The sequence below is a fragment of the Salinirubellus litoreus genome (assembly GCF_037335815.1).
Taxonomy (GTDB): Archaea; Halobacteriota; Halobacteria; order Halobacteriales; family Haloarculaceae; genus Salinirubellus; species Salinirubellus litoreus.
Map to the genome: position 1 here is coordinate 1,288,252 of NZ_CP147841.1, position 15,388 is coordinate 1,303,639.

General features: G+C 70.3%; 16 protein-coding genes. 9 read left to right on the forward strand and 7 right to left on the reverse strand.

Annotated elements, in window-relative coordinates:
- Window positions 1–343 precede the first annotated feature (343 nt).
- Window positions 344–1,807, reverse strand: coding sequence for a proline--tRNA ligase (gene proS / locus WDJ58_RS06270; RefSeq protein WP_338916786.1), 1,464 nt, complete (start codon window positions 1,805–1,807; stop codon window positions 344–346).
- Window positions 1,808–1,983: 176 nt separating this feature from the next.
- On the opposite strand from proS, the gene WDJ58_RS06275 reads away from it, so the two are divergent.
- The 3 genes from WDJ58_RS06275 (at window position 1,984) to WDJ58_RS06285 (ending at window position 3,666) form a co-directional block, all read left to right on the forward strand.
- Window positions 1,984–2,385, forward strand: coding sequence for a DUF7344 domain-containing protein (locus WDJ58_RS06275; protein WP_338916787.1), 402 nt, complete (start codon window positions 1,984–1,986; stop codon window positions 2,383–2,385).
- 3 nt (window positions 2,386–2,388) lie between these two features.
- Complete coding sequence (locus tag WDJ58_RS06280) at window positions 2,389–3,126, forward strand: DICT sensory domain-containing protein (RefSeq protein ID WP_338916788.1); 738 nt, start codon at window positions 2,389–2,391, stop codon at window positions 3,124–3,126.
- A gap of 66 nt (window positions 3,127–3,192) precedes the next feature.
- A complete protein-coding gene (locus WDJ58_RS06285) occupies window positions 3,193–3,666 on the forward strand; it encodes a universal stress protein (RefSeq protein WP_338916789.1) in 474 nt (157 codons plus the stop codon).
- Window positions 3,667–3,755: 89 nt separating this feature from the next.
- On the opposite strand, the gene WDJ58_RS06290 is transcribed toward WDJ58_RS06285, so the two are convergent.
- From WDJ58_RS06290 to WDJ58_RS06300, 3 genes are all read right to left on the reverse strand, one after another.
- Window positions 3,756–4,235, reverse strand: coding sequence for a hypothetical protein (locus WDJ58_RS06290; protein WP_338916790.1), 480 nt, complete (start codon window positions 4,233–4,235; stop codon window positions 3,756–3,758).
- Window positions 4,236–4,827: 592 nt separating this feature from the next.
- Entirely contained in the window at window positions 4,828–5,220 is a 393-nt protein-coding gene (locus tag WDJ58_RS06295; protein WP_338916791.1) for a hypothetical protein, read from the reverse strand.
- Window positions 5,217–5,768 (reverse strand): DUF7097 family protein, encoded by a 552-nt coding sequence (locus WDJ58_RS06300; protein WP_338916792.1) that lies wholly within the window; start codon window positions 5,766–5,768, stop codon window positions 5,217–5,219. The genes WDJ58_RS06295 and WDJ58_RS06300 overlap by 4 nt, the downstream gene beginning before the upstream one ends.
- A gap of 105 nt (window positions 5,769–5,873) precedes the next feature.
- Here WDJ58_RS06300 and WDJ58_RS06305 point away from each other — a divergent pair, with 105 nt between their 5' ends.
- From WDJ58_RS06305 to WDJ58_RS06315, 3 genes are all read left to right on the forward strand, one after another.
- A complete protein-coding gene (locus WDJ58_RS06305; RefSeq protein WP_338916793.1) occupies window positions 5,874–6,233 on the forward strand; it encodes a DUF192 domain-containing protein in 360 nt (119 codons plus the stop codon).
- A gap of 61 nt (window positions 6,234–6,294) precedes the next feature.
- On the forward strand, window positions 6,295–7,644 hold the full coding sequence (locus WDJ58_RS06310) for an aminotransferase class III-fold pyridoxal phosphate-dependent enzyme (protein WP_338916794.1): 1,350 nt from the start codon (window positions 6,295–6,297) through the stop codon (window positions 7,642–7,644).
- 71 nt (window positions 7,645–7,715) lie between these two features.
- Window positions 7,716–8,711: a D-2-hydroxyacid dehydrogenase gene (locus WDJ58_RS06315; protein ID WP_338916795.1), complete on the forward strand. Its 996-nt coding sequence runs from the start codon at window positions 7,716–7,718 to the stop codon at window positions 8,709–8,711.
- A 4-nt stretch (window positions 8,712–8,715) separates the two neighbouring features.
- On the opposite strand, the gene WDJ58_RS06320 is transcribed toward WDJ58_RS06315, so the two are convergent.
- Both WDJ58_RS06320 and WDJ58_RS06325 read right to left on the reverse strand, forming a co-directional pair.
- Window positions 8,716–9,384, reverse strand: a complete 669-nt coding sequence (locus WDJ58_RS06320) for a hypothetical protein (protein ID WP_338916796.1) — start codon at window positions 9,382–9,384, stop codon at window positions 8,716–8,718.
- A gap of 376 nt (window positions 9,385–9,760) precedes the next feature.
- The gene (locus WDJ58_RS06325; RefSeq protein ID WP_338916797.1) at window positions 9,761–10,933 is read right to left on the reverse strand and encodes a M24 family metallopeptidase; all 1,173 of its coding nucleotides are present in this window, start codon (window positions 10,931–10,933) and stop codon (window positions 9,761–9,763) included.
- A gap of 182 nt (window positions 10,934–11,115) precedes the next feature.
- Between WDJ58_RS06325 and WDJ58_RS06330 the strand changes: the two genes are divergently transcribed.
- From WDJ58_RS06330 to WDJ58_RS06340, 3 genes are read left to right on the forward strand one after another with little or no spacing between them, the layout of a single operon-like run.
- Window positions 11,116–12,519, forward strand: coding sequence for an aspartate aminotransferase family protein (locus WDJ58_RS06330; RefSeq protein ID WP_338916798.1), 1,404 nt, complete (start codon window positions 11,116–11,118; stop codon window positions 12,517–12,519).
- Window positions 12,516–13,868, forward strand: coding sequence for an amidohydrolase (locus WDJ58_RS06335; RefSeq protein ID WP_338916799.1), 1,353 nt, complete (start codon window positions 12,516–12,518; stop codon window positions 13,866–13,868). The genes WDJ58_RS06330 and WDJ58_RS06335 overlap by 4 nt, the downstream gene beginning before the upstream one ends.
- Window positions 13,865–14,713 carry a VOC family protein gene (locus WDJ58_RS06340; protein WP_338916800.1) on the forward strand — a complete coding sequence of 283 codons (849 nt, stop codon included), beginning with the start codon at window positions 13,865–13,867 and terminating at the stop codon, window positions 14,711–14,713. The genes WDJ58_RS06335 and WDJ58_RS06340 overlap by 4 nt, the downstream gene beginning before the upstream one ends.
- Window positions 14,714–14,757: 44 nt before the next feature.
- Here WDJ58_RS06340 and WDJ58_RS06345 read toward each other — a convergent pair whose 3' ends face one another.
- Complete coding sequence (locus WDJ58_RS06345; RefSeq protein WP_338916801.1) at window positions 14,758–15,375, reverse strand: hypothetical protein; 618 nt, start codon at window positions 15,373–15,375, stop codon at window positions 14,758–14,760.
- Window positions 15,376–15,388: the final 13 nt, after the last annotated feature.

Here is a 15,388-nt window from a genome sequence, read left to right on the forward strand (position 1 = left end):
AGGACGCATCGCCCCGGGCACGACCGCTCCCGGACCGCGAGGCCACGGGGGTACCGGGGCCAGTTCGACGACCGATCCCCGGAATACCATCACCGCTCGAACAGCAGGCTCTCACGGCTACTCGAACGCCCGGGCCTCACAGCGCACCCTCGAACACAGGAGGGGAGCTAAACCCCCGTACCGCGAGGCGGCCTGACGGCCGCCTCACGGGCACTCCGCGCCCGCTCGACCATTCCCCGACGCTTCGCGTCGCGCGCCGAGCGGCCTTTTTCACCCATGTTTTTGGACCGGGGTCCACAGCGAGCGGAGCGAGCGAGGACCCCCGGCTGGAAAAAGATGGTCGCTAGTAGTTCCGCGCGAAGTAGGCCGTCTCCACGGCCTCCTCACCGCAGATCCCGCAGGTGTCGTGGACGGGTTCCTCGTCCTCGTCGAGCGGGAGGAGCACGATCTCGGCGGCGACGTTCTCCTTGATCTCCGCCTCGCAGTCCTCGTCGCCACACCAGCCGGTCTTCACGTAGCCGCCGTGGCGGCCGACGGTTCCGAGGATCTCGTCGCGGCCGTGAACTTCCCGGATGTTCTCCTCTAAGTTCTCCTCGGCGGCGGCGTAGAGCTTCGCGTAGACGGTGTCGAGCGCCTCGTCGACCGTGCCTCCGATGTCCTCCCGGTCGGCGACCTCGCGCTCGCCGTCCGGGCGGTGGACGAGCGTGGCCTCGCCGTCCTCGACCTCGTTGGGGCCGACCTCGATCCGGAGGGGCACGCCCTTCAGCTCCCACTCGTTGTACTTGAAGCCGGGGTTGCGCTCGTCGCGGTCGTCCAGGTTCACGCGGAACTCGGCACCGAGGTCGTCGGCGAGGTCGCCGGCGTACTCCAGCACGTCGTCCTTCGTCTCCTCGTTCCAGATGGGGACGATCACGACCTGCGTGGGCGCGAGCGTCGGGGGCAGGACGAGCCCCTGATCGTCGGAGTGGGTCATGATGAGCGCGCCGAGCGCCCGCCAGGAGAGCCCCCACGAGGTGGTGTGCGCCACCTGTTCCTCCTCGTCCTCGTCGGTGTAGTAGACGTCGTAGGCCTCGGCGAACCCCGTCCCCAGGTAGTGGCTGGTACAGGCCTGGACGGACTTGCCGTCGGGCATCAGCGCCTCGATGGTGGTCGTCGTGTCCGCGCCGGGGAACTTGTCGTGGTCGGGTTTACGACCCTTGAGCCCGGGGATCGCCATCACCTCCTCGTAGAGGCGGTGGTACTGGTCGAGCCGGGTCATCGTCTCGTCCCAGGCGCCGTCGCGGTCGCGGTGTGCGGTGTGGCCCTCCTGCCAGAGGAACTCCTTGGTGCGGAAGAACGGTTTGGTGTCCGTCGCCTCCCACCGGATGACCGAGCACCACTGGTTCACGCGGAGGGGGAGGTCGCGGTGGCTCCGGACCCACTGGCTGACGAACGGGGTGATGATCGACTCGCTGGTCGGCCGGACCGCGAGTCGTTCGTCGAGCTCCTCCCGACCGGCGTGGGTGACCCAGGCGACCTCGGGGTCGAACCCCTCAACGATCTCGGACTCGCGTTCGAGGTAGCTCTCGGGGATGAGGACGGGGAAGTAGGCGTTCTGTACCCCCGTCTGCTTGAACATCCCATCGAGGTTCTCCTGGAGCCGCTCCCAGAGGGCGTATCCTCTGGGCCTGGTGACGATGAACCCGCCCATGGGGGCGTAGTCGGCCAGTTCGGCCTTCCGCACTACCTCGGCGTACCAGTCGCCGGTGCTGTGCTCCTTGGACTCGGTGATCCCGAGTTCTTGGTCCTGATCCGTCGCGTCGCTCATGGTCGTGAGTGTGTCAGCGTGGTCTTAAACACGGCGCGTTCGTCGCCGGGGGCCGCCCGAGAGGGATCAGGAGGGTTCACCCTGCGGACCCGGACAGGAGAAGACTACCGACGGCCCGGGAGCGGACAGCGGCGGAAAGGTGATAAGGGATGGAGGCCGACCGACACCCGAGAAGGATGACGAACGAGCCCCCCTCTAGCGCGGACCTCGACGTGGTCCTCGGGGTCATCTCCGAACGGGAGCGCCGGTTCGCGCTGTATTACCTGCGCGAGCGCGAGTCGACGTCGGTCCGTCGGCTGGCCGACGTCGTCGGGACGTGGCTGGCCGTCGAGGACGGGACGGCTCCCGCGAACGTCGAGGAGCGCGACCGCCTTATCGAGGCGCTCCGCGGGACGCACCTGCCGGCGCTCTCCGACGTCGGACTCCTCGAGTTCGACCGGGAAGCCGACGAGGTGACGCTGGTCCCGCCGTGTGGGGTCGTCGACCCGCTCCTCGAGACGACGGCGTCGCTGGAACAGGCGACGCGGGTGCCACCGTCGGCCGAGGCGGCGGCCGCCCGGAACGAACGAACGCTGTAGGCCATGAGCCTCGCGGAGTTCGTCGACCAGGTCGCCGACCGCCGCAAGCGGATCACCGTCTACGGGCCCGAACCGCCGGAGGACGTCGCCGACCTGTTCGAGACGTGGAACGTCACCGTCGACTACGAGCACCTGCCGACGGCCCCGGAGGACGCCTTCATCACGGTCCACGAGGGCGAGGAATTCCTGGGTGGGGTGAGCGCGGCCGCGCTGGCGACACTCACCACCCCCACCGTGGGCGAGCCCTGGGGGGAGTCCGACCGCGAGGAGAGCTATCGCGAACTACTGGAACTGCTCGACGACACGCTGTTCTTCTCGCAAAACCGCCGTCAGCTGCTGGCGACCTCCCGGGAGTTCGAGGAACGGGCCTGGCGACGCGGCACGGGAGCGCTCCACGCGACGTTCCAGTCCGAGGACGCCTTCGGTCCGCAGGTCAGCGTGTACGGGCGACTGGCCGGACAGTCCGACCTCGGGGTCCACGTTTACGCACCCGAGGCGTGGCGGCCCGTCGAGGCCGCCCCCGAGTGGGCACCCTCCACCGACGGCGTCCACTGGCACCACGCCGACGCCGAGGAGCTCCACCGGACCTGGCTCGTCGCCTACGACGGCGGTGAGGACCCCGAACAGAAGTGCGCGCTGGTCGCCTTCGAGGAACGCGAGGACGAGTACGAGGGGTTCTGGACGTACGACCCGATGCTCGTCGACGATATAATCGACTATCTCTGGCGGAACTACCGATAGCACCCCCCGTCGTGGTTGCCGTGCGGCGAACGAGCAGTCATGCCCGGTGAGGCCGTAGTCGGGCCCATGTACTCGACGATACTCCACCCGACCGACGGCAGCGAGGCGTCGACGGCGGCCGCCGACCACGCCATCGAACTGGCGAGTACGAACGACGCCACCCTCCGTCTGCTCTACGTGGTCGACGTGAGCACGCTCGCGGCCGACGACTTCGGAACGGTCCTGCTCGACAGCCTGGAGGAGAACGGCCGGGCGGCCCTCGACGACCTCGCGGCGCGTGCCGAGGCGGCCGGCGTCGAGTGCGTCACCGTCGTCGAGACGGGCACCCCCCACCGCGAGATCGTCGCCGACGTGGAGGGCTCGGACGTGGATCTCGTCGTGATGGGGACGCACGGACGAACGGGCCTCGACCGGTTCCTGCTCGGGAGCGTCGCCGAGCGCGTCGTCCGCACTGCCGGCGTCCCCGTGCTCGTCGTCCCGCCGGAACGGGGCGGGGAGAGCGAGGGGACGGACGAGACGAGCGAGGCGGGCACGGAGTAGTCCAGAGGACCGCGCGAGTCCTCGAGGGCACCGATCACGCCGTCACCCGGCCAGGAGCGACTGTTGCACGATTTATAATGTCCGCTGGCTTAGCCGTACGGATGGGTGTCGACCGGACACGGCGGGCGATACTGCGGCTCGGTAGCGCCGGTCTCGCCGCCGGGGTCGCGGGGTGTTCGATCCCGCTCGACGGCGAGGATCGAGGCCGGACGGCCACGGTGACGCCCGCGCCGCTGCCGACGGTCGACGCCGATAGATCCCGGCTGCCGCCGGTCGGTGCGGTGGTCGAGTTCGGTCCGCTCGAACTGCTCGTCGAGAGCGTCGAGCGCTCCGATCGGGCCACCGTGCTCGGGACCGAGATCAGGCTGGTCGACGACGACGAGTTCCTCGCCGTCGAGACCCTCTTTTTGAACACGAGCGATCGGTACCTCGCGGTCGACGTCGACCGGTACGAGGTGGCCCACGGGACGGGGGTCGCCGAGCCGATCGAGCCGTTCGCCGGGCTCGCCGCGTCGAGCTTCGGTGGCTGGGCGTTCGCGCCGGGCGAGCGACGGCGGGTACGGCTCCACTACAAGATCCCGCCCAGGGCCGCCGACGCGCGACTCCGCGGGTCGGTTCGGATCCGCTCGCTCCCCGACGAGGCGACTGCCGTCGCCGTCCTCGAGATCGATCTGACCTCGGTGACTGCCGATTCCACCGGGCTAGAGGGGTCGCTCTCGGCACCGGTTCGCGAGGTCGGCAAGGGGGCCGCCGCGTCCGGGCTCTCGGTGACCGTCCGCGACGTCGCGGTCCCGGTCGCGGTGCCGAACTGGACGCCGCCTCCCGGACGCGAGCACCTCGCGCTCTCGCTCTCGGTCACGAACGAGGTCGAGCCCGGGCGACCGATAGTCGTCGCGCTAGGGCGGTTCGGCGGGCTGACGCTGGCCGATCCCCGGGGGACGGCGTTCACCGAGGAGGTCCGGTTCGACGGGACGCTCGCGGACGAGCGCCGCTACGACGGCTCGTCGGCGCTCCTCACGGGCGAGACCCGTGAGGGGGTACTGGCGATCCCGGTGCCGGTCGAGGCCTCCCGCTCTACCTGTTCTGGACGCCGCCGGTCGCGCTCTGGGAGGTCGGGACGGAGGTCGCGATCAACCGGTTCGTCTGGCGGCTCCGCTGAACTCACCGGAACCCGAGCACCCGATACCGGTGGGCGAGGTACGCGACGGCGACCAACGTTCCCAGCCCGGGGACGAAGACGGCGTAGTAGTACCCCGGGGGGACGCGCCCGGTCCGGGAGGCGACGTACAGCCCGTCGTAGTGGACGGCCAGGGGGCTCGCCAGCCAGTTCCCGACCACGACCGCCCAGTAGAGCGGGACGAGCAGCCGGCCGCCGGCCGGCAGGTACGCGCCGGCGACGCCCGCGAACCACAGGAGGAACGCCGACACGGGGATCACGGTGGCGACGACCGCGACGGGGACCCACCAGAGCGAACTGCCCGGGGCGTCGGCCACCGCGAACACGAGCTCCTCCTCGGTGCTGTCGGCCTTCGTGGGGGCCCGCGACCGGCTCATCGCTCGTCGTCGTACCGCTCGGCGGCCGTGGCGAAGCCGGTCTCGTCGAGCTCTCGCGAGCGCCGCCCCTCGGCGGCCGCCACCGCCTCGGGATCGGGCGAGGCGTCGTCGTCGATGCGCGCCCAGGACCGGTGGACCTTCGCGTGACACCAGCGACAGAGGTAGACCGTCACCTCGTGAGCCGGTTCGTCCCCCGCTCGCTGGGGTGTGTCGGCCGATCCGTCGCGGTAGGAGAGGTGGTGCTCCTCGAGCAGCGGTCGCTCAATCGAGTTGGCGACGCGGTGTTCCTCCAGCCCACACCGGACGCACTCGCGGTCGTGCTGGCGGGCCCGGAAGTGCGGGCAGTCCTTCCACTCCCACTCGCCGTGGGGGTCGGCGGCCGGACACCGCAGGTCGTCCGCCCGGCGCTCGGCGGCGAACTCCGGATCGTTCTCGGCGCGCTCGACGGCGTAGCGACACCGGCCGTCGTCGGTGAGGTGGTCGCATCGCTCGACGAACGCGTAGGGGTCGTCGACGCCCACGGAGGTGCCACCGGGGGCCTTCTCCATGCCCGGAAGTGGGACGCGCGGCGCTTGAACCTGACGCGGCCTCGTCCGCGCTCGCGGTTCGATTCCCCGCCAACCGTTTTGTCCCGGCGTCGAGTCGCTCGGACCGTGCGCGTCGTTCACCGACCGTCGGGCGGGCCGGAGCGGACACTCGCCACGGACGTCGACGTGGCCGACTCCCTCCTCGGGAGGGCCCGCGGGCTGATGTTCCGCCGGTCGATACCCGATGACTACGCGCTCGTCTTCCCGTTCGGGAGACCCGTAACGCGGGGGCTCCACATGGTCTGTGTGCCCTTCGACATCGACGCGGTCTGGCTCGTCGACGGTCGGGTCCAGCGCGCGACGCGACTCCGGGCCTGGCGGGGGTTCGGCCGAGCCTGGGGGGATACGGTCCTCGAACTCCCCGCGGGGGCCGCCGACGGCGTCGACCCCGGGGACCGCGTCGATCTGGTCGGCGCGGGGCAGTAGCGACCCCGCCGGACGACCTCGGAGAGACAAATTTTATAGACACTCTCAACGGTTTCCGTGTATGGATCGGGAGACAGCCACACCGCGGATCGACTCGATGCCGGGCGAGCGCGCCAGGGCCTGGGTCGAACACCACCGCGAGGCGGCCGCACCCAGCGAGCACTCCCACGCGTTCGTCTGGGACATCACCGCGGACGCCGAGGGGCCGTTCGTCACGGACGTCGACGGGAACGTCCTCATGGACTTCACCTGCCACATCGGGGCCGCGCCGCTCGGCTACGGGAACCCCAAGATACTCGAAAAAGTTCGAGAGTTCGATCTGGTCGAGCCGCTGAAGATCGCCGGCCAGGACCTCTATTTCGCCGGCGGGAACGGCCTCGACGACCGCGAGTTCCCGGGCTCGTCCCGGCTGATGCACGAACTGGTCGATCGCTCGAGCCAGTACGGCCACGACACGGTGTTCCTCTCGAACTCGGGCGGGGAGGCGGTCGAGAACGCGATGAAGGTGGCCTACGACGCCTGCGAGCGCCCGAAGTACGGCATCACCTTCACGGGGGCGTTCCACGGCCGGACCCTGGGGACGCTCTCGATCACCCGGGCCAAGGACGTCTACACCCGGAAGTTCCCCGAGATAGCGGGGATCCGTGAGGTGCCGTTCTGTGCCGATCGGACGTGTTCGCCGGGGACGTGTGACTGCGGGTTCTTTCGGGGGTCGGGCTCGCGCTCGCGTCTGGAGGAGCTGTTCGCCCCCGAGTTCCGGAGCCTCGATCCCGCGGAGGTCGCCTACATCGTGATGGAGCCGATCCAGGGGGTCGGCGGCTACAACTTCCCGAGCGAGGCGTTCACGAGCGAAGTCGCCCGTGTCAGCGAGCGGTACGACATCCCGCTGATCGTCGACGAGATCCAGACTGGGGTGGGTCGGTCCGGCCGGATGTGGGCCTCGGATCACTACGACCTCGAACCCGACCTCATCACGGCCGGGAAGGCGCTCCGCGTGGGTGCGACGGTCGGCCGTGGGGAGCTGTTTCCGGACGAGCCCAACAGGTTGGGATCGACCTGGGGCGGCGGCGACGTCGTCTCCTCGATGTACGGCGTGTTCACGCTCGAGGCCATCGACGAGTACGACCTCACGGCCAACGCGACCGAACGCGGGCGACAGATGCGTGAACTGCTCGCCGACGCCGACCCGGAGGGCGTCGTCGACGTTCGGGGGCTCGGACTCCTCCTCGCGGTCGAGTTCGACACGGCCGAGCGCCGGGACGCCGTCGTCGAGGCGGCGCTCTCGCGGGGACTGATGACGCTCGGCTGCGGGAAGAAGACCGTCAGGCTGCTCCCGCCGCTCGACGTCACCGAGCGGGAGATCGAACTCGGGGGATCGCTGTTCGTCGAGAGCGTCGAGGCCGTCGCCTGACCGCCCGGGCCCGACCTCGGGCCGCCGCGGACCGCCACCACTACTACCACCCCCGTCGCTACCACCGAACCATGACCGACGAGACGGACGGGACGGACGGAGCGGACGAGTTCGACGTCCTCGTCCTCCGGCACGGGACCGAGGGGCTCTCGATGGAGTCGTACGCCGAGGCGCTGCGCGAGCGTCTCCCCGACAGGGACGTTCGGCTGGCGCGCACGCCCGGCCAGGAGCGCGACCTGGTTGGGGGAGCGCGGATCGTGACGGGGAGGAACATCGACGAGTCGCTGATCGACCGTGCGGAGCGGCTCGAACTGTTCGCGTGTACGTTCGCCGGGACCGACCACGTCCCGACCGACGCGCTGGCCGAGCGCGGCGTCGCGGTGACGAACGCGGGCGGCATCCACGCGCCCGGTATCGCGGAGGGCGCTATCGGGCAGATGCTCACGTTCGCCCGGCGACTCGACGAGGGGTGGCGACGGAAGGGGAACCACGAGTGGCGGCACTTCCAGTCGAACGAGTTCATGGGTTCGACGGTCACCGTCGTCGGCCTGGGCTCGATCGGGCGGGCGCTCGTCGAGCGACTCGAGGGGTTCGGCGTCGAGACGATCGGCGTCCGCTACACCCCCTCGAAGGGCGGACCGACGGACGAGGTGATCGGCTTCGAGACCGAACCGCTCCACGAGGCGCTCTCGCGGACCGACTACCTGGTGATCGCCTGCCCGCTGACCGACGAAACCAGAGGACTGATCGACGCCGAGGCGTTCGCGACCCTCCCCCCGGAGGCCGTCCTCGTGAACGTCGCCCGGGGTGGCATCGTCGACACTGGGGCGCTGATGGACGCGATCCAGGACAACGGCATCCGGGGGGCGGCCCTGGACGTGACCGACCCCGAACCGCTCCCCCCGGACCACCCGCTCTGGCGGTTCGAGAACGTCCTCATCACGCCACACACGGGCGGGCACACCCCCCAGCACTGGCCCCGCCTCGCGGATATCGTGGCGCGGAACGTCGACCGGCTCGACTCGGGCGATCCGCTCGAGAACCTGGTCCGCGCGCCGGAGGAGTGAGGGCTCAGTCGTTCCTGGGGGTCGGTCCCGTGTCCCCGTCGTGCGCCCGGAGGATCCGCTCGTAGTAGGGGATCATTATCTCCATGGCCTGCCTCCAGTGGTCCTCGGTGTGCATGTCGTGGAGTTCGACCGCGAGGAGGTAGCGCGCGGCCTCGGGGCCGTAGCCGGACTGGCCCTGATGGGGCTTGTGGGGGTACTCGGGGTCGGCCATCGCCGCCCGGAGCTCGTACATCTGCGCGCGCTGCATCGGCTGGGCGTAGTCCCCGCCCACCTTGTGTCGCTTCCAGGCGACCGTGCTGTCCGGGGCGTACTGCGGGTCCATGCCGACCAGCGCGGCGCGCTCGGCGAACGCCTCCTCGACGGGGCTCCAGTCGGCCTCGGCCAGCGCGTCGTAGTCGAGCTCGCCGTCGACCGTACACGTCGCCTCGACGTCGTCCTTCGCCCACAGCGCGTCGACGTACGCGGCGGCCGCCGCCCGGGTCGTCGAGGGGTCGAGGTGGGCGAACTGGTATCGGTCGACGACCGCGAAGGCGTCGATCGCCTTCTCCCGCTCGCGCCGGTCGTGCCACCGGAACCCGAGGCAGATCTGTTCTGCCATCTCGCTCGCGACGTCTCTCGCGGGCTCGTCCCCGAAGACGGCCGAACTCGCCCCGTGGTCGGCCGAACTACTCATTGTCACCCCACGAGGTGCCACCGTCGGCGGACGGGGCCGCCCGATCGCTCCCGAGGCCGCTCCGCGTCGATCCATCGTGCTCAGCTACCCTGCCGGGGGTCGTCGGGGTCGTCGTCGACATATTTTCACCAATCACGGGACGTAGTAAAAACTGGACGCAGTGACTTCAGATTCTGAAGAAACCCCGGGCGGAGTACCGCATATTCTGGTGATACATCGAGAGGCATGTGTGGTTTAGCTCGCTACATCCGCGTACGGATCTACAGGTCATAAACTCCTGATCCGGCTCAGAATCCGATCCACGCTCCCTTCGCCACGAACCGGACGTGGCTCGCGGGGGTGCGACCGTCCCGACCGGGCCACGGTTCGGTCGCCCTCAGAGGAGTTCGCGCGGGAACTCGGCGAACGTCTCCGCGCCGTCGTTCGTCACCCTGAACGTCTCGCTGATCTCGACGCCGAACTCGTCGTACCAGATGCCGGGGATGAGGTGGAACGTCATGTCCTCCTCGAGCACGGTGGTGTCCCCGGGGCGGAGGCTGGCGGTGTGTTCGCCCCAGTCCGGCGGATAGCCGAGCCCGCAGGCGTAGCCGATGCGGGACTCCTTCTCGATCCCGTACTCGGCGATGACCTCCCGCCAGGCGGCCTCGATCGACTCCGCGGTCACGCCCGGCTCGACGGCGTCGAGCGCCGCCTCGAGCCCTTCGACGACTATCCCGGCGGTCTCGTCCATCTCTCTCGGGGGATCGCCCACGTTCACGGTGCGGGCCATCGGGCAGTGATACCGGTGTTTGCAGCCGGCGAGTTCGATGATGACCGGATCGCCCTCCTCGAACTCCCGGTCGCTCCAGGAGAGGTGTGGCGTCCCCGTGAACTCCCCCGAGGGCATCAGCGGGGCGATCGCGGGGTAGTCCCCGCCGTCGGCCTCGACCCCCTCGATGAGCGCCTCGTAGATGGCCGCCGCGGCGGTCGACTCGCGGACCCCCGCCTCGATGGTCTCGACGCCCGCACGCATCCCGTGTTCGGCGATGCGCGCCGCCCGCTCCATCAGTTCGAGCTCCCGGTCGGTCTTCTTCAGCCGGATCCAGTTGACCAGCAGGGTGGCATCCTCGAGGTCCGCCGCTGGGAGGTTCTCCGCGAGGCGCTGGTGTGTCCATGCGGTGTAGTAGTAGGCGTCCATCTCCACGCCGACGGTGGCGTCGTCGAGACCGAACTCGGCGACGACCTCCGCCGTGTAGTCGGCGGGGTGGAGGTCGTACGGCGAGTGGACGTGCTCGTCGCTGTACGAGCGGACGTGCTCGTCGGGCAGCCAGGTCGTCACCTCGGCGGCCTTCGCGTCCATCTCCCGGCCGATCCACACCGGATCGGCGTCGAGCGTGACGAGCACCCCCTGATGGACGTAGAACGACCACCCCTCGTATCCGGTGAGGTAGTTCATGTTCGCCGGGTCGGTCACGAACAGGGCGTCCAGCTCCGCCTCCCGCATCCGCTCCCGGGTCCGGTCGAGCCGCGTCTCGTACTCGGTCGTCGGGAAGGGACTCGCTCGCTCCATACCCGCCGGTCCGGACACGTCGTGATAAAATTTCGTGTACGGGGGGTACAGCATCCGTGTACGACTCCGATCGGCCTCCGGGGCGGCGACGTGACAGCTATTCTCCGAAATAATCGGCAATCGCGTGCCGATTCGGCGCTACGGCGGACAATCTATTTACGTCGGGTTTCCGTCCTCCCGACATGGCCGGTCCACCCATCGACGAACTGCATTTCGCACAGAAACCGGACGTCGGCGAGGTCCCGGGTCCGAAGACCCGCAAGCAACTGGAGCGCCAGCGCGAGATCGACTCCAGCGCCGTCGCCTACCCCGAGGACATCCCGATCGCGTTCGAGGAGGGGCGCGGCGCGACGATCCGCGACGTCGACGGGAACGTCTACCTCGACTTCTTCGCGGGCATCGGCGTGCTCAACGTCGGCCACTCCAACCCCTACGTCCTGGAGGCGGTCCACGAGCAGGCCGACAAGCTGGTCCACACCGTCGACTTCCCGACCGACGCCCGGCTCGACCTGATCGAGAAGCTGAACGAGATCGCTCCCGGGGACCTCGCGGACAGCAATCGCGTGGTGTTCGGCGGTCCCACCGGGAGCGACGCGGTCGAGGCGAGCATCAAGCTCGCGAAGTACAACACCGGCGGCGACGGCCTGGTCGCGTTCCGCGGGTCCTACCACGGGATGACCGCGGGGGCGCTGTCGCTCACCAGCACGAACAAGTTCAAGGAGGACTACTCGCCGATGCTCCCGGACGTCGTCCACGTCCGCTATCCCAACTCGTTCCGCGACCGCGGCGAGGGCGACGCCGTCTCGGTCTGCACCCGCGACGCGGCCGACTGCTGCGGGTCGTTCTCCTGTGCCCGTGCGCTCGACGAGGTCCGCGAGACGATCGAGGACCCCTACAGCGGGCTGGCGAACCCCGCGGGCATCTTCGTCGAGCCCATCCAGGGCGAGTCCGGCGTCGTCGTCCCGCCCGAGGGGTTCCTCGGTGGGCTCCGGGAGATCGCCGACGACAACGACCTCCCGCTGATGTTCGACGAGATCCAGTCCGGGCTGGGCCGCACCGGCGAGTGGTGGGCCAGCGACCACTACGGGGTGACGCCCGACATCATGACCTCGGCGAAGGCGATCGGCGGCATCGGCTTCCCGCTCTCCTGTACGATGTACCACGAGGACCTCGACACCTGGGACGCGGGCGGGCACGCGGGCACCTACCGCGGGCACGTCGTCGCGATGCGGGCCGGGCTCCGGGCCATCGAGTACATGGAGGATCACGACCTGCTCTCCCACGCGACGGACCTCGGGGAGTACATCCGGGGTCGGCTCCGCGAGGCCGGCGAGGGCAACCCCCTGCTCGGCGAGGTGCGGGGCAAGGGGCTGTTCATCGCCGCGGAGTTCACGGAGGACGGCCTCGTCGAGCGCATCCAGAAGCGGTGTCACGAGAACGGTGTCCTCGTCTGGACGGCCGGCCGCGGCGGGCGCGTGCTCCGGCTACTCCCGCCGCTGGTGCTGACCCGCGAACAGGCCGAGGTCGGCCTCGACGTCATCGCCGAGGCCATCGAGGCCGAGTGCGCCCGGGAAGTGAACGCGTGAGCGGGGTAGACCGGGGGGACGCGACGGACGTTCCGGACCGGATCGTCGAGCGACGGCGGGCGTTCCACCGCCGACCGGAGCCGGGCTGGTGTGAGTTCCTGACGACGAGCCTGCTGGTCGACGAACTCGAGTCCGTCGGCGTGGACGAGCTTCACGTCGGGCGCGAGGCGCTCCCCGGCGAGGCGCGGATGGCCGTCCCCGACGAGGCAGAGCTCGACACCTGGTTCGAGCGGGCCCGCGAGTCGGGCGCTCGCGAGGACGTCCTCGCCGCGACCGAGGGCGGACACACGGGCGTCGTCGCCGTCCTCGACCGGGGGGAGGGACCCCACGTCGCGCTCCGGGTCGACATCGACGGGCTGCCCGTCGAGGAGTCGACCGACGGGAGCCACCGGCCGGCGAGCGAGGGGTTCCGCTCCGAACACGAGGGGACGATGCACGCCTGCGGCCACGATGCGCACATGACCATCGGCCTCGGCACCCTCGAGGCGGTGAAGCGGAGCGAGTTCGAGGGCCGGTTCACGATCCTCTTCCAGCCGGCCGAGGAGCTCGGCGGCGGCGGCAAGCCGATGGCCGAGAGCGAGCACGTCGAGGGGGTCGACTACCTCTTCGCGGTCCACGTCGGGCTCGATCACCCGTCTGGTGAGGTGGTCGGCGGCACGGTCGAGCAGCTCGCGGTGAGCAACGTCCGGGTCGGGTTCCGCGGTCGATCCGCCCACGCGGGCAAGGAGCCCAACCGGGGGGCCAACGCCATGCAGGCGACCGCCGCGGCGGTACAGGGCGCCTACGGCATCCCCCGGCACGCCGACGGGGCGACCCGCGTCAACTTCGGCCGAGCGGAGGTCGGCACCGCGGCCAACGTCATCGCAGAGGAGGCGGCGCTGTGGGGCGAGGTTCGCGGTGAGACGACCGAGCTGATGGAGTACACCCGCGAGGAGCTCCGACGGATCGTCCGGGCGGCGGGCGAGATGCACGGCTGTGAGTCCTCGTTCGAGGTCGTGGGCGGGGCCCCCCGGGCCGACAGCGACGAGGAACTGGCCGAACTCGTGGCCGGGGTCGCCGCGGCCGACGACCGGGTCGACTCGGCGGTCACGCTCGACGCCTTCGGCGCGAGCGAGGACGCCACGCACCTGATCGAGACGGTTCAGGGAGCCGGCGGGCTGGCGACGTACGCGATCGTCGGGACGGACCACCCCGGCGCACACCACACCCCGACGTTCGACGTCGAGGAGGCCGACCTCGCCCTCGCTATCGACGTCCTGGCGGCGTCGGTGCTTCAGACCGCCGAGGAGCGCCCCGAACGCGGGGGACGCGAGGGCGACGACGAACGGGAGGGGGTGGTCGGAGGATGAGCGACGAGGGATCGAACAGCGATCTCCCGGCGGTCGATCACGCGGTCGTCGCCGGGTCGGACCTCGACGCGCTCGGGGCCGCGTTCGCCGAGGCCGGCCTCGTCACCGAGTACGGCGGCGAGCACTCGAACGGCGTCACGCACAACCGGGTCCTGGGATTCGCCGACCGGTCGTACCTCGAACTCATCTCGACGGTCGAATCGGGGGCCGAATCCCCCTGGTGGGACGAACCTATCCGCGGCGACGCCGGCCCGTGCGCGTGGGCGCTCCCGGTCGCCGACATCGAGGCCGAGACCGACCGCATCGAGTCTCTCGGCGTTCCCGTCGACGGGCCCGACTACTACACGCGCGAGCGGCCGGACGGCGTCACCATCGAGTGGGACCTCACCGAGGTCGGCGAGGAACTCGGTGCGACGCTCCCGTTCCTCGTCGCCGACCGAACCCCCCGCGAGTACCGGATCACGGAGTCCGAGAGCGTCGCCGGGACGGGGATCACGGGTATCGCCGAGGTGGTGGTCTGCGTCCCGAATCTCGACTCGGTAGGTCGGTTCGCGTCGTTCTTCGAGGCCGACTCGGTCGAGCGGACGACCCACGAGGGGTTCGGCGCGGAGCTCGCGCGGGTCGAGGACGCACCCGTGACGCTCGCGGAGCCGCTCTCCCCGAACTCGTGGCTCCGCGACCGCCTCGATCGGTTCGGCCCGCTCCCGTGTGCGTACCTGCTCGGGAGCGACGGGTCGGAACGAGTCGCCGAGCGGATCGATCTCGGGGGGAGCGAGCCGTGGTTCGACGACGAGGTGGGGTGGGTCGACCTCGACGTCGCAGGGCGGCTGGGCGTGTTGCGGTAGGTCCTCAGCTCCCGACGTCGGGTGGGGGTCGTCGCCGCGACCGCTCACGCGCAGTCGACGAGGATCCGGTCGACCCCGACCTCGACCCGGACCCGGAACTCGGTGACGAGCGAGTGCGGCGGCGCGCAGGCGTCGACCCCGGCGGCGGCGACGGTCGTGGGCACGCCCGCCTCCGCGACGGGCACGGCGACCCAGAGCAGGCTCGTGCCGGCACCAGCACGAGCGAGCGCCGGGAACGGCCGGTGCGTCCCCGACGCGTTCGCCGCCACCCGGTACCGCGCCACCCCGGTGCGGTTCGGTACCCGGACGCCGACGACACCCCCTTCGGCGAGCCGCGCGTCGAGGCCCGAGGGGTCGGTCGCGTAGTCGACGACCGCGGTCCCCCCGTCGCGGTAGAACACCTCGACGACCGAGACCGGGCCCTCGACCACCGAGAGGATCACCACGTACTCCCGCGCCCGCCCGTTCTCCAGGACGACCGGTGCCGGTTCGGCCATCGACGGTTCGGCCGTCGGTGTCGGCGTCGACCCGTCCGCGGGGACCGCCACGGGCGTCAGAGTGGGCGTGGGGTCGCCGTCCGTGGGTCCGCCGACCCCTCCGAGCGTGCCACAGCCGGCGAGAACCGCGAGGAGGAGTACCGCCAGGGCGGGAGTCGGGCGCATCACCCGATTCTCG

Coding starts and splice junctions, on each gene's coding strand:
- proS (WP_338916786.1), bottom strand. CDS start 1,807: ATGAGCGACGCGACGGATCAGGACCAAGAACTCGGGATCACCGAGTCC.
- WDJ58_RS06275 (WP_338916787.1), top strand. CDS start 1,984: ATGACGAACGAGCCCCCCTCTAGCGCGGACCTCGACGTGGTCCTCGGG.
- WDJ58_RS06280 (WP_338916788.1), top strand. CDS start 2,389: ATGAGCCTCGCGGAGTTCGTCGACCAGGTCGCCGACCGCCGCAAGCGG.
- WDJ58_RS06285 (WP_338916789.1), top strand. CDS start 3,193: ATGTACTCGACGATACTCCACCCGACCGACGGCAGCGAGGCGTCGACG.
- WDJ58_RS06295 (WP_338916791.1), bottom strand. CDS start 5,220: ATGAGCCGGTCGCGGGCCCCCACGAAGGCCGACAGCACCGAGGAGGAG.
- WDJ58_RS06300 (WP_338916792.1), bottom strand. CDS start 5,768: ATGGAGAAGGCCCCCGGTGGCACCTCCGTGGGCGTCGACGACCCCTAC.
- WDJ58_RS06310 (WP_338916794.1), top strand. CDS start 6,295: ATGGATCGGGAGACAGCCACACCGCGGATCGACTCGATGCCGGGCGAG.
- WDJ58_RS06315 (WP_338916795.1), top strand. CDS start 7,716: ATGACCGACGAGACGGACGGGACGGACGGAGCGGACGAGTTCGACGTC.
- WDJ58_RS06320 (WP_338916796.1), bottom strand. CDS start 9,384: ATGAGTAGTTCGGCCGACCACGGGGCGAGTTCGGCCGTCTTCGGGGAC.
- WDJ58_RS06325 (WP_338916797.1), bottom strand. CDS start 10,933: ATGGAGCGAGCGAGTCCCTTCCCGACGACCGAGTACGAGACGCGGCTC.
- WDJ58_RS06330 (WP_338916798.1), top strand. CDS start 11,116: ATGGCCGGTCCACCCATCGACGAACTGCATTTCGCACAGAAACCGGAC.
- WDJ58_RS06340 (WP_338916800.1), top strand. CDS start 13,865: ATGAGCGACGAGGGATCGAACAGCGATCTCCCGGCGGTCGATCACGCG.
- WDJ58_RS06345 (WP_338916801.1), bottom strand. CDS start 15,375: ATGCGCCCGACTCCCGCCCTGGCGGTACTCCTCCTCGCGGTTCTCGCC.